Genomic DNA, 12,656 nt, shown 5'->3' with positions numbered 1-12,656 from the left:
CTAGAAGCAGGGCGGCATGGCCGAAGGCCCGAAGTTGCGGACTCCGGGCCCTCGGATGTCGGTCGCGCCCCTTGACTACGGCTTGGACGGGACCGTGATCTTGCCCTCGACGATGTCCTTCTTGGCCGCGTCGAGTTCGTCCTTGATGTCGTCGATCTCGCCGCCCGTGGTGGACAGGCCGACGCCGTCGACCTTGAGATCGTAGGTGATGTCGGTGCCGCCCTTGGCGCCGCCCTGGAAGGCCTTGATGAACTCGAACACGCCGACGTCGACGCGCTTCAGCATCGAGGTCATGATGACCCCTTGGAGGTCGGTCTCCTTGACGGTCTGGCGCTGGTCGGAGTCGACGCCGATGGCCTTCTTCTTGGCCGCGGCCGCCGCCTGGAACACGCCGAGGCCGGAGTCGCCGGCGGCGTGGTAGACGATGTCGGCGCCGTCCTGGAACATCTTCTCGGCCGCGACCTTGCCCTTGTCGGGGGCCTTGAAGCCGGAGAAGTCGCCGTCAGGCGTCAGATACTTCACGTCGATCTTGGCGTCCGACTTGACCGACTTCACGCCGGCCTCGAAGCCCGCCTGGAACTTCTTGATCAGGTCGTTCTCCACGCCGCCGACGAAGCCGACGTGGCCGCTCTCCGCCTTGGTCGCGGCGGCGACGCCCGCCAGGTAGGAGCCCTGCTCCTCGGCGAACAGCAGGCCCGTCACGTTGGGTGCGTTGGAGGCGGAGTCGACGACCGCGAACTGGATGTCGGGGTATTCCTCCGCGGTCTTCTTGATGTCCTCGCCGTAGGCGAAGCCGACGCCGATGATGGGGTTGTAGCCGGCGTCGGCCAGCTGGCGCAGCAGGTCGCCGCGGTTGGAGCCGTCGGAGGCCGGGCTCAGCTCCTTGATCTCCGCACCGAGCTCCGTCTTGGCCTTCTCCAGGCCCGCGTACGCGGCGTCGTTGAACGACTTGTCGCCGCGCCCGCCGATGTCGAAGGCCAGCCCGACCTTGAGCGTGCCCTCGGCCTCGCCGGCCGGCGCCTCGCTCGCCGTGGTGCCCCCACCAGTGTCTCCGCCGCAGGCGGCCGCTGCCATGAGCATGACGCCGGCCACCGTGCCGACCGCCATCCTGCTGAATCGCTTGCCGAGCAAGGCGACTCCTTCCATTTCCCGCCGTCTTCCTCCGCTGCGAGTTCGTCGCGCGCGCGTCAAGGACCGTACGGCACCTGCACGGAAGATAGTTGCTTGACCAGGGCTTACCAAACCAGCACACAGGGTCGCAACCGCTCCGTTATCGACATCAGGCGCGTCCGTGACCTGAAGCGAGCGTCAGGCTCACGATAGGTTTTGCCCAAGTTCGAGTCTGGATCACTCTTGCCCCCGAGCAGATCATGGCGGACATTCCCAGCGACGGCGGAATTTTCCTATCGGAGCACCGTATGCATGCATGCAAGGTCTTGTCCGTGCCCCTGGTCGCGTTACTCGTCGCGACCTTGACCGGCACCCCGCCCGCCACAGCCGACACCCCCGCCATCAGGATCGACGGCAACGCCACCCAGCCGGTCTTCTCCAGGGCCGACGCCATCGCGCAGACGGTGTTCGTCGAGGTCGAGGGGACCGACAGCGACAACGACGGCAGACCGGACCGCGTCGCCGTGGACATCCTGCGGCCCAAGGAGACCGACGACGGCCTGAAAGTCCCCGTGATCATGGAGGCCAGCCCGTACTACGCGGGCGGCAACGACGTCTCCAACCACCCGGTGGACGTCGACGAGAACGGCGAACCGCTGCCCGGCCTGCGCGCCGACGCGGCCAAGACGGTGCCCCAGCCGTTCGACGGCTACTACGACAACTACTTCGTGCCCCGCGGCTATGCCATCGCGCTGGTCGAGAACCTCGGCAGCGGCCGCGCCACCGGCTGCCCCACCTCCGGTGACCGCAACGAGACGGCCGGGCCCAAGGCCGCGATCGACTGGCTGAACGGCCGCGCCAAGGGCTTCGACGCCGACGGCGCCCCCGTCGAGGCCACCTGGTCCACGGGCAAGGTCGGCATGATCGGCGTCTCGTACAACGGCACGCTGCCGAACGCGGTCGCCGCGACCGGGGTCAAGGGACTGGAGACGATCGTCCCGATCGCCGCGATCTCCAGCTGGTACGACTACTACCGCGCCAACGGCGGCGTCCTGGCGCCGGGCGGCTTCCAGGGCGAGGACCTGGACGTGCTCGCGAAATACGTACTGACCAGGGAGAACGGCCAGGAGGTCTGCGGCGCGCTGATGGACCGGCTCACCGCCGAGCAGGACCGGGTCACCGGCGACTACAGCCCGCTCTGGGACGCCCGCAACTACATGAACGACGTCGGCAAGGTCAGGGCCAGCGTCTTCCTCGTGCACGGGCTCAACGACTGGAACGTCAAGACCAAGCAGTTCGCGCAGTGGTGGTACGCCCTGGCCAAGCGGAACGTGCCGCGCAAGATCTGGCTGCACCAGGGCACCCACATGAGCCCCTTCAACCTGCGCACCGCCGAGTGGCTGCGCCAGTTGCACGGCTGGTTCGACCACTGGCTGCACGGCATCGACTCCGGCATCATGCGCGAGCCCCAGGCGGACGTGGAGAGCGCGGTCGGCCAGTGGGCCCAGCACGCCAGGTGGCCGCTGCCCGGGACGTCCACGGTGCCGCTCTGGCTGGGCTCGGGTTCGAGACTGGGCCTGCTGCCGCGACCGCTGTCACGTAAGGAGTCGTTCACCGACCAGAAGACGAGGACGGCCGAGCAACTCGTGGAGGCCACGGGCACCGATCCGAACCGGCTGGCGTACACGACCGGCGTGCTCCCCGCCGACGTGCGCATCTCCGGGACGCCCACGGTCTCGGTGCGGGCCTCGCTGAAGGACGGCGCGTCGCCGTACCTGACGGCGTTGCTGGTGGACTACGGAACGGACGAGCGCCCGAACGGCAGCCTCGTCTCGACCGGCCAGAGCTACTGCTACGGCGAGAGCGTCCCCGACGACTCGGGCTGCACGACGCTGAGGAGGCTCGGCACCGCCGTGACCCCCTACAAGATCGTCACCCGGGGCTGGCTGGACGTGCGCAACCGGCACCGCCCGGACCGGACCGAGCCGCTTCGGCCCGGCAAGGAGTACGGGTTCACCTGGGACTTCCAGCCGACCGACTACGTGTTCAAGAAGGGGCACCGGCTGGGCCTGGTGATCATCTCGACCGACGTCGACTACACCCTGCGCTACCCGCCGGGCACGAGGATCACGGTCGCGCCGGGGCGTTCGTCCCTGCGGCTGCCCGTGACGTGGGGCCGGCTGATGTGACGGCGAAGGCCCGCCGCGGGTGCGGCGGGCCTTCGAGTGTCAGGCGGGCCCTCGTGCCGGGTTTCAGGCGAGGGCGGAGGTGATGGAGTCGAGCGGGCCGACCTCCCACAGCGAGGTGAGCGCGGTGGTGGCCATCACCCGCACGCCCATCGAGATCGCCTTCTCGTCGACGTCGAACGTGCCCTGATGGATGTCGTAGGTGCAGCCGTCGGGCGAGCGCGTGCCGAGGCGGGCGAACGCACCGGGGATCGACTCGAGGTACCAGGCGAAGTCCTCGCCGCCGAGCGACTGCTGCGTCGGGACGACCGCGCCCGCGCCGAGCGCGCGTTCGGCTGCCTCGCTCAGCATCTCGACGCTCACCTCGTCGTTGACGACGGGCGGCACGCCGCGTGTGTAGTCCATCGTGGCCTCGACGCCGTAGGCGCCGGCCACCGCCTCCAGCAGCGACTTGATCAGGTCGGGGGCGGCGTGCCAGGCGTTCTCGTCGAGGCAGCGCACCGTGCCCTCGGCGATGCCGTCGTCGGGGATCGCGTTGGCGGCCGAGCCGGCCTCGACCTTGCCCCAGACGAGGCTGAGCGACGAGCGCGGGTCGACCCGGCGCGACAGCGCGGCGGGCAGCTCGGTGAGGATCTTGGCCAGCGCGAAGACGAGGTCGGCGGTCAGGTGGGGGCGGGCGGTGTGGCCGCCGGGGCCCGCAACCCGGATGGACAGCTTGTCGCAGGCGGAGGTGATCGGGCCGTTCCTGAGCCCGATCTGGCCGACGTCGACGCGGGGATCGCAGTGGAGGCCGAAGATGCGGTCGACGCCGCTGATGCCGCCGTGGGCCATGACCTCGAGCGCGCCGCCCGGCAGTTCCTCGGCGGGCTGGAAGATCAGGCGTACGCGGCCGGGCAGCAGACCGGCGGCGGCCTGCTGGGCGAGGAAGAGCGAGGTGCCGAGCAGGATCGTGGTGTGCACGTCGTGGCCGCAGGCGTGGCAGGCCCCCGCCACGGTCGAGTGGTAGGAGACGTCCTTCTCGTCCTGCAGCGGCAGCGCGTCGATGTCGGCGCGCAGCGCGATGGTCGGGCCGTCGCCGCTGCCCACGTCGCAGATCAGGCCGGTGCCGCGGGGCAGCACCGATGGGGCCAGCCCGGCGGCCGTGAGCCGCTCGGCGATGCGCTGTGTCGTGCGATATTCGGCGAAGGCCAGCTCAGGGTGCATGTGGAGGTCGCGGCGGAACGCCACGAGATCCTGCTCGGTCTCCGCCAGGAACGCGTCGAGTTCTCCCCGAAGCTCACGTCCCCGCATATGTCACCGTCCCGTCCCAATGCCGCTCTGCCCCGAACGCCTCGGGTCACGCGGCTCATGCGCTGTGAAAACTCGTCCATCCCCGCAGGGGCGCCCGGATCGGGCGGCCGCCCGGCGAAGCAAAAGACACACCCACTGGTGTCGGGTGCGCGAGATCGTCAGCACGGGCTTGCGTTCGTCGGTCGCGAGTGCCGCCGCGGCCCGGGAGCACAGCGGTCGGCCGTGAGCCCGATGGCGATGCTTCGACTTTATCGCCCTCGCGCGGGCTCCCGGTGACAGATACACCAAAAGTTAGCCGATGGCATGCCCGTAACCTGGGGTGGGTCACGGTAAGTGAGGGGTTGCGTGATCCTGAAATAGTCACAAGGGATCAGTAGATGGTGACCCGTTGTCGCCAGTTCCAAACGTGGTCAGCGATTCCGAATCCTGTCACCTTCCGTCATGGTCATCACACTTCGACGATGGCTGCCTCTGAGAAGAATGCGTGCTTCACTCGCTATATGATCACTAATATCCCGTTCGGGGAGAAGTATGCTGGGTTGAGCATCTTCGAGCCGGTCGAGGGGACCCTGGTGGTCGTGCCCTCGCTCTCCCTCCCGCAGGACGAGCTCCGCCGCATCACGGGAGTCAGGTCGTACGAGGAGCGCCTGCTCTTCTTGCTGCTCACGCTGCGGGAGCCCGGGGTCAAGGTGATCTACCTCTCCTCCGCGCCCATCGATCCCGACATCATCGACTATTACTTCAGTTTCCTCCCCGATCCCGACGACGCCGCCAAGCGCCTCACGCTGATCACGCTCGACGACCCCTGGTCTCAGCCGTTGACCAGGAACCTGCTCTCCCGCCCCGACGCGATGGAGCAACTGCGATCGGCGATCGACGGTGACGCCTGGCTGGTGCCGTTCGTCCTCAGCGAGCTGGAGGAGGAGCTCGCATCGTCACTCAACGTGCCCCTCTACGGTCCCGCCACGTCCCTTTCCTATTACGGCTCCAAGAGCGGGGCCCGCGAGGTGGGACACGAAGCGGGTGTGCCGATGCCGCGCGGCTTCGGCGACCTGCGCACCGAGGTCGAGATCGAGGAGGCGATGGATGCGGTGCCGGGCGACCGGGTGATCGTCAAGCTGAACGACGGCTACTCCGGGCTCGGCAACGTGATCGTCGACAAGGGCGACAGGTCGCTGACCAGCTTCTCCGCGGCGGGAGAGACCTGGGCCAGCTACATCGCCAAGATCCAGGAGCGCGGGGCGGTGGTCGAGGAGTACATCGAGCACCGGCCGCTCTACTACCCGAGCGCGCTGGCCTGCATCACGCCCGGCGGTGACGCGCGGGTGGTGGCCACGCACGACCAGATTCTCGGCGGCGACAGCGGCCAGGTCTACCAGGGCTGCACGTTCCCGGCGGCGGAGGAGTACCGCGCCGACGTGGGAGCGTCGGCGGCCCGGATCGCCACCGCCCTGGCCGAGCGGGGCGTGGTGGGCGTGTTCGGGATGGACTTCTTCGCGCTCAAGGCCGACGCCGGGTACGCGGCGCTGCTGTGTGAGATCAACCTGCGGATCGGGGGCACCACGCATCCGTTCGGCGCCGCCATGCTGACGACCGGGGCCGCGTACGATGCGGCCACCGGTCTCCTCATGTCCGGAAATCAGCCGAAGTTCTACACTGCGACCGACAACTGTGCCTCGGTGAGCCTGCGCGGGCGCACCCCCGGCGAGATCGTCAGGACCGCCGAACGGCTCGGCGTCGGGTTCGACCCCGAGCGGCGTACCGGAAACGTCTTCCACCTGCTCGGAGCCGTGCCCGAGCACGGCAAGCTGGGTTTCACCTCGATCGGGAACTCACGCGAGGAAGCCGACGAACTGCACGCGCTCACCCGGCGTCTCTACTGCGGCCGGTGACGGAGGCCGCGCCGCGCAGCCCGCGTACGCCGATGACCACGAGGATGACGGCGAGCACGACGTTCACGACGACGAGGATGCCGTGCACCACATAGAAGCCGGTGGGATGACCGTCGGCCAAGTTAAACCACAGGTTCACCCACTCGAAGATCATAAATCCGCCGAGGATGATGAGGAATCCGGCGATCTTTCGCGACATGCCCATCTCTCTAGTATCGAAGGCGGATCTCCGGGGGATGTGTCGCCGCATGGGCATGCACACGGAGCTACGCTGAGACCGCCATGTGGACGAAAATCGTGCCAATTGCGGCATTCATCACCTCTGTCTCGCTCACCGGCGGGACCTCGTACGCCGCGCCGACGGCACCCGTCGGCGGCGAGGCACTCGGCAGCCATGGCCTGGTGTCGCCCGACGGCGTCAAGAAACCTCCCAAGAGCAAGGCTACGTCGTACGTCATCGCGGACGTCACCACGGGGACCGTGCTCGCGGCGAAGGATGCCCACGGCCGTTACCTGCCGGCCAGCACGCTCAAGGCGCTGACCGCGCTCACCCTCATCCCCAAGCTCGACAAGAACCGGGTGATCCGGCCGAGCCGCAACGCCTGCAACCAGGAAGGCAGTGCGGTCGGCCTGTCCGTCAAGGCGAAGTACAAGGTCGACGACCTGTTCAAGGGCCTGATGATGTCGTCGGGCAACGACGCCGCCATGGCCCTCGCCGAGACCAACGGCGGCCTGGACAAGACCATGCGCGACATGAACGCCGAGGCCAAGCGGCTCCAGGCGAACGACACGGTGGCGAAGACCCCGAGCGGCCTGGACAAGCCGGGCCAGAGCAGCTCGGCCTACGACCTGGCGCTGATCGCCCGCGCCGGCCTGGCCAACCCCGACTTCAAGCGCTACATCAGTACGAAGACCGCGAAGTTCCCCGCGCCCAAGGGCAAGCACTACGAGATCAGCAACCACAACAAGCTGCTCTGGCGCTACAAGGGCATGATCGGCGTCAAGAACGGCTGGACCTCGAAGGCCAAGGCCAGCTTCGTCGGCGCGGCCACCCGCGGCGGCCACACGATCGTGGTGAGCATCATGCGGCACGAGGGCTTCTTCTGGGACGAGGTGTCCAAGCTGCTCGACTGGGGCTTCTCGGTACGCGGGAAGGCGACGCCGGTCGGGAAGCTCGTCGACCCGATCCCCGAGCGGCAGGCCGCGCCCCAGCCGCAGGCGTCCACGTCCGTCACGCCCGCCGCCCAGCCGGCGCTGCTGGACCGGGCCGCCTCGGAGCAGACGAGCTCCACCAGGACCGTCGGGGCGGTGGTGATCGGCGGCGGGCTGCTGTTCGGCCTGATCTGGCTCGCGTACGGGATGCGCCGCAAGCGCGGCAGGTCACGGCTCTGACGACGTGCCCGGCGTGGGCACCGGCGACGGTGCGGGGGGCGGGCTGAACCCCGCCGTCGAGGTCCACGCGGCGACGAGCAGCACGAGCCGGGCCGAGAAGTTGATCCAGACGAGCAGGCCGACGACGACGGTGAACGCGCCGTAGACGGGGTTGCTCAGCGTCTGCCCGAGCAGCAGGGTCGCCGCCTGCTTGAGCACGCCGAACCCGATGGCGCCGAGCAGCGCGCCCCTGGCCAGCTGCCGGAACGGCAGCCCCGACTTGGCCACCCACCCGAGCAGGATCAGGAACAGCAGCCAGTCGGCGGCCACGCTCGCCGCCACTGCCGCGATCCTGAGCCCGAGCGTCACCAGCACGGACGAGTCGCCGAACAGGACGTGCAGCACCTTGTCCGTGGCCGTGGTGGCGAACCCGGCCACCAGCACCGAAAGGATCATCGTCGCCCCGACGATGACGAGCGAGGCGAGGTCGCGCAGCTTGCCGGCGACGAAACCGAGCGGCGGGACGGTCGTCATCGTCATCTCCCGCAACGCCTCGCGCAGCGCGTCGAGCGCGCCGAGCCCGGCGTACAGGAGCCCGAGCAGGCCGATGATCCCGGCGGTCTCCCTGGCCTGCGCGATGCCTTCGAGATCGAGCTGGCCCGCGAGTCCCGGCAGCCGTTCGGCGATCGCCTGCTGCAGCGCGTCGCGGGTGGCGTCGCTGGTCGTCACCGCGAACCCGAGCACCGCGTACGACAGCGCGAGGAGCGGGAAGAAGGACAGGAACGCGAAGTAGGTGACCGCGCCGGCCAGCCGGTCGCCCGACTGGAGCCGGTAACGCTGCACCGCCCTGATGAGGTGGTCGATCGAGGGTCGCCGGACCCGCCAGTAGGTGACCGTGCGGCGGCCCCAGGCCTTCGCCGGCTCGATCCGCTCCGCGACACTCGCCATCCCACTCCCATTCCCTGGACGATCAACCTTGCACGACCGTGCCCGCCGTTTCGATCAGGGACGTGAGAACCGTCGCCAGGTCGTGATGGAGCAACTGCCCGTCTCGCTTGACCGCACGCCCCGCGACCAGCACCGTGTCGACGGAGGCGGTGTCGGCGTTGAGCACGATCGCGCCGATCGGGTCCTGTGCCGCCGCCATGCCGGGCGTGTCGGTGCGCACCAGCACCAGGTCGGCCTGCTTGCCCGGCCGCAGTGACCCGACGACGTCGCCGAGCCCGGCCACCTGCGCCCCCTCGATCGTGGCCATGCGCAGCGCGTCGCGGGTGGTGAAGCCGGCCCCGGCGCCGTCGGGCCGGCCGCGTTCGAGGAGGTGGGCGGTGCGCATCTGGGCGAACATGTCGCCCGGCGAGCACACCACGGTGTCGGCGCTGAGCCCGGCCGGAATCCCCGCCGCCCTGGCCCGCCCGGTGATCGGGTAGCCGAGCCCCAGGTTCATCTCGTCGACCGGCGAGACCGAGACGCCGCCGCCGGCTGCGGCGATGCGCTCGAACTGCTCGTCGGTGTAGTCCAGCGCGTGGACGAAGGTGGTGGGGGTGGTGAGCAGCCCGTTCGCCTCCAGGAACGCCAGCCCCCGCGCGGCGCTGTCCGGGCCGTGCCCGCCGAGGTGCGCGGTGACCGGCAGGCCGAGCTCCGCCGCCATCCGCCACTCCTCGATCGCGCGCTCCTCACCGGCGATCTCCGGCCCGAGCGCGGCGATGACCATCGTGACCAGGCCCGGGGTGGCGGACAGCTCCTTGTGCACCCGGCGGGTCTCGCCCCGCAGGTCGCTGACCCGGCGCCCCCTCGGCGGGAGAGCCGCCCTCACGCCCGATGCCCCCTGAGCAGGGTCGAATCCAGGACAGGCGATCTTCGTGCGCTCTAGCCTGTGCATTCAGGACCGACCCAGGAGGCGCCTCGCCCATGGCCGAAATCAGCACCGGGCAGATGGTCAGGCTCCAGCGCGAACGAAGGGGCATGAGCACCACCGCGCTGGCGACCCAGTCCGGCTGCACCACCAGGCACATCGAGCTGATCGAACACGGCAAACGCACCCCGTCCCTCCCCCTCCTGCGGCAGATCGCCAAGGTGCTCGGCGTACGCACCACGGTCCTTTTAGGGGAGACGCCGCGCGACTCCCACGAGCCCAGCCGCCCCCAGATCCGCGACATCGAACGTGCCCTGTTCACGTGCCGCACGCTGACCCCCGACCTTGAGCCGCCCGACGCCGAACAGCTCACCGAGCGTGTGGCGGCCGCCCGCACCGCCTGGTTCACCTCGGCCCGCCGCTACTCGATCCTGATGGCGGCCCTGCCCTCGCTTCTCTCAGACGCCGAGAACCTCGCGCTCGAACGCACCCCGGGCGCCCGCAACGTCGCGACCGACGCTTACCTGCTGGCCAGGGGCGTGCTCAAACACCTCGGCCGGGTGGACCTCGCCCACCTGGCCGCCGACCGGGCCATGCGCTACGCCGAAGAGTCGGCCGATCCGCTGATGACGGCGTGGGCGTACTGGAGCCTCGGGCAGTCGATGTTGTCCGACGACATGCACCAGATCGCGTACGACGTCGCCCGGCGCGGCCTCGACGTGCTGGAGCCTCACGTCGCCGACGGCGACGAGCGCCACAGGAAGGCGCTCGGCGCGCTGCACCTGCTCGCGGCCGTCGGCGCCGCCCGCTCGGGCGACGACGACGAGGCCAGGGAACGGCTGCGCGGCCCCGCCACGCAGCTCGCGGAGCGGGTCCGCGAGGGGTCGGACTGCTACGACCTGGCCTTCTTCGGGCCGACCAACGTCGCCATCCACATGGCCAGCATCGAGAACGACGCCGGCCGCCCCGACGCCGTGCTGCGCATCGCCGACGACATCGACCTGCGCCGCACACCGTCCATCGAACGGCGGACCACCCACCTGTGCCACGTGGCCCGCGCCTGCGAGGACCTCGGCGACGACGCGGCCAGCCTGCTCCACCTGCTGCGCCTGGAGCGGGAGAGTCCCGAGGAGCTCGCCCACAAGCCGCTGCTGCGCGAGATGGTCAGGGCGCTGGCCCGTCGGGCGCGGCCGTCGTGGGCGCCGGAGGTGCGTTTCCTGGCCGAGCGGCACGGGATCCTGATCTGACACGCGAACTCTGAGTTCGGTGCATGCGAACTGGGAGATCCTTCGCCTCAGTTCGTCACCGAACGGCGTCCCGATGCCACTCTGCGTTCATGACCTCAGCGCCGAGTGCCGATCTCGTCATGGAAAAACTGCTGCAGGAGGCGGTACGCGAGTTCCCCGGCTGGGATTTCGACCGCGACCCCTCCGGCTGGACGGCCGTCCGCGGTGAGACCCGGTTCACCCGGCACAGCCTGGCCGCCCTGCGGGCGCTGCTGCGGGTGCACCGGGTGGTGCGGCGCGGCTGAGCTCGCGCGGCCTCCCATGGGAGGGGCAGGAAATCTCCAAGGCGCTTCGTGGCGCGGTTGGCCGGTGACCCCGGCGGGGATGGTCGGGAGCCCGGCCCGGCGTTCGCGCGGGGCTCGGCGGGTTCGCTGATCACCGTCCGAGGAGATCACCATGAACGATCAGCGGTTCGGCGTGCACTCCGAGGTGGGCACGCTGCGCAAGGTCATCGTGCACCGGCCGGAGCTCAGCCTCAGGCGGCTCACCCCGTCCAACAGCGACCAGTTGTTGTTCGACGACATCCTCTGGGTCGAGCAGGCGCAGCGGGAGCACGACGCGTTCGTGGCCCTGATGCGCGAGCGCGGCATCGAGGTCCATTACCACCAGCAACTGCTGGCCGAGGCCCTGGACTCCGGTTTCGACGCCAAGTGGCACGCCATCGAGGAGACCGTCACCCACCTGACGGTGGGCCCGATCCTCGTCGACACCGTCAGGGAGACCCTGGCCGGGTGGAGCGGCGACAGGCTGGCCGCCCACCTGATCGGCGGCCTGACCAAGGAGGAGTTCGGGACGGCGGGGATGGAGCAGTCCTCGCTGGTCGCCGCGGCGGGCGAGAGCGGGGAGTTCATCCTCCCGCCGCTGCCCAACTCGCTCTACCAGCGCGACCCCTCCGCCTGGTTGTACGGCGGCGTCGCCCTCAACCCGATGTTCTTCCCCGTCCGGCTGCTGGAGACGATGAACCAGTCGACGATCTACCACCACCACCCGATGTTCGCGGGGCAGGACTTCGGCTTCTGGTATCCGTTCGCGGGCGACGACCAGCGCTTCAACGAGAAGAGTTACGGGACGGCCGCGATGGAGGGCGGCGACATGATGCCCGTCGGCAACAGGACGGTCGCCGTCGGCATCAGCCAGCGCACCACGACGCGCACCATCGAGCACCTCGCGCTGTCGTTGTTCGCGGCCGAGGTGGCCGATCGGGTGATCGCGGTCCACGTGCCGAAGAGCCGGTCGTACATGCACCTCGACACCGTCTTCACGCTGCTCGACGTCGACAAGGCCACGGCGTACCCGCCGTTCCTCGAAGCGGCGGCCACCTACTCGCTGCGGCCCGGCGACAAGCCGGGCACCCTCGACGTGCGGCGCGACACCGGCTTCGTGAACGCGCTGGAGGAGTCGCTGGGCCTGCGCCGCCTGGACGTCATCCCCACCGGCGGCGACGACCACCAGCGGGCCCGCGAGCAGTGGGACTCGGGCAACAACTTCTTCGCGCTGTCGCCCGGGGTCGTGGTCGGCTACCGCAAGAACCAGTTCACCAACCGCAAGCTGCGCGAGCACGGCGTCGAGGTGATCGAGATCGACGGTTTCGAGCTGGGCAAGGGCCGCGGGGGCGCGCGGTGCATGACCTGCCCGATCCTGCGCGACGACGTCTGAGCGCCCCCTGCCG

11 protein-coding genes are annotated in these 12,656 nt (G+C 69.5%); 6 read left to right on the top strand and 5 right to left on the bottom strand.

From position 1 onward, the window contains the following. Nucleotides 1-75: 75 nt before the first annotated feature. Entirely contained in the window at nucleotides 76-1,131 is a 1,056-nt protein-coding gene (locus E1295_RS01205; protein WP_132627757.1) for a BMP family lipoprotein, read from the bottom strand. A gap of 311 nt (nucleotides 1,132-1,442) precedes the next feature. Here E1295_RS01205 and E1295_RS01200 point away from each other — a divergent pair, with 311 nt between their 5' ends. Next, nucleotides 1,443-3,299 carry a Xaa-Pro dipeptidyl-peptidase gene (locus tag E1295_RS01200; RefSeq protein WP_246079760.1) on the top strand — a complete coding sequence of 619 codons (1,857 nt, stop codon included), beginning with the start codon at nucleotides 1,443-1,445 and terminating at the stop codon, nucleotides 3,297-3,299. Between the two features lie 63 nt (nucleotides 3,300-3,362). On the opposite strand, the gene E1295_RS01195 is transcribed toward E1295_RS01200, so the two are convergent. Then, entirely contained in the window at nucleotides 3,363-4,586 is a 1,224-nt protein-coding gene (locus E1295_RS01195; protein WP_132627755.1) for a M20 family metallopeptidase, read from the bottom strand. Between the two features lie 539 nt (nucleotides 4,587-5,125). Between E1295_RS01195 and E1295_RS01190 the strand changes: the two genes are divergently transcribed. After that, nucleotides 5,126-6,478, top strand: a complete 1,353-nt coding sequence (locus tag E1295_RS01190) for a peptide ligase PGM1-related protein (protein WP_132627754.1) — start codon at nucleotides 5,126-5,128, stop codon at nucleotides 6,476-6,478. Here the strand turns inward: E1295_RS01190 and E1295_RS01185 are convergent. Then, complete coding sequence (locus E1295_RS01185) at nucleotides 6,450-6,683, bottom strand: SCO4848 family membrane protein (RefSeq protein ID WP_132627753.1); 234 nt, start codon at nucleotides 6,681-6,683, stop codon at nucleotides 6,450-6,452. The two genes, E1295_RS01190 and E1295_RS01185, sit on opposite strands and share 29 nt — an antisense overlap. Nucleotides 6,684-6,775: 92 nt before the next feature. On the opposite strand from E1295_RS01185, the gene E1295_RS01180 reads away from it, so the two are divergent. Beyond that, entirely contained in the window at nucleotides 6,776-7,870 is a 1,095-nt protein-coding gene (locus E1295_RS01180) for a D-alanyl-D-alanine carboxypeptidase family protein (RefSeq protein WP_246079759.1), read from the top strand. Here E1295_RS01180 and E1295_RS01175 read toward each other — a convergent pair. Both E1295_RS01175 and E1295_RS01170 read right to left on the bottom strand, forming a co-directional pair. Next, nucleotides 7,859-8,797, bottom strand: coding sequence for a YihY/virulence factor BrkB family protein (locus tag E1295_RS01175; protein ID WP_132627751.1), 939 nt, complete (start codon nucleotides 8,795-8,797; stop codon nucleotides 7,859-7,861). The genes E1295_RS01180 and E1295_RS01175 overlap by 12 nt on opposite strands. A 22-nt stretch (nucleotides 8,798-8,819) precedes the next feature. Next, nucleotides 8,820-9,662: an amidohydrolase family protein gene (locus tag E1295_RS01170; protein WP_166427022.1), complete on the bottom strand. Its 843-nt coding sequence runs from the start codon at nucleotides 9,660-9,662 to the stop codon at nucleotides 8,820-8,822. A gap of 95 nt (nucleotides 9,663-9,757) precedes the next feature. On the opposite strand from E1295_RS01170, the gene E1295_RS01165 reads away from it, so the two are divergent. From E1295_RS01165 to E1295_RS01155, 3 genes are all read left to right on the top strand, one after another. Continuing rightward, nucleotides 9,758-10,948: a helix-turn-helix domain-containing protein gene (locus E1295_RS01165; RefSeq protein WP_166427021.1), complete on the top strand. Its 1,191-nt coding sequence runs from the start codon at nucleotides 9,758-9,760 to the stop codon at nucleotides 10,946-10,948. 89 nt (nucleotides 10,949-11,037) lie between these two features. After that, entirely contained in the window at nucleotides 11,038-11,232 is a 195-nt protein-coding gene (locus tag E1295_RS01160; RefSeq protein WP_132627748.1) for a hypothetical protein, read from the top strand. A gap of 151 nt (nucleotides 11,233-11,383) precedes the next feature. Next, the gene (locus E1295_RS01155) at nucleotides 11,384-12,643 is read left to right on the top strand and encodes an arginine deiminase (RefSeq protein WP_132627747.1); all 1,260 of its coding nucleotides are present in this window, start codon (nucleotides 11,384-11,386) and stop codon (nucleotides 12,641-12,643) included. The last annotated feature ends 13 nt before the right edge of the window (nucleotides 12,644-12,656 follow it).

This window comes from Nonomuraea mesophila (assembly GCF_004352805.1).
GTDB lineage: Bacteria > Actinomycetota > Actinomycetes > Streptosporangiales > Streptosporangiaceae > Nonomuraea > Nonomuraea longispora.
Note: the sequence above shows the minus strand (reverse complement) of the source record. Positions and strands in the feature narration are given on the sequence as shown.

What these genes read in the sequence shown, in the direction of transcription:
- E1295_RS01195 (WP_132627755.1), bottom strand. Translation starts at nt 4,586, where the DNA reads ATGCGGGGACGTGAGCTTCGGGGAGAACTCGACGCGTTCCTGGCGGAG.
- E1295_RS01185 (WP_132627753.1), bottom strand. Translation starts at nt 6,683, where the DNA reads ATGGGCATGTCGCGAAAGATCGCCGGATTCCTCATCATCCTCGGCGGA.
- E1295_RS01175 (WP_132627751.1), bottom strand. Translation starts at nt 8,797, where the DNA reads ATGGCGAGTGTCGCGGAGCGGATCGAGCCGGCGAAGGCCTGGGGCCGC.
- E1295_RS01165 (WP_166427021.1), top strand. Translation starts at nt 9,758, where the DNA reads ATGGCCGAAATCAGCACCGGGCAGATGGTCAGGCTCCAGCGCGAACGA.
- E1295_RS01160 (WP_132627748.1), top strand. Translation starts at nt 11,038, where the DNA reads ATGACCTCAGCGCCGAGTGCCGATCTCGTCATGGAAAAACTGCTGCAG.
- E1295_RS01155 (WP_132627747.1), top strand. Translation starts at nt 11,384, where the DNA reads ATGAACGATCAGCGGTTCGGCGTGCACTCCGAGGTGGGCACGCTGCGC.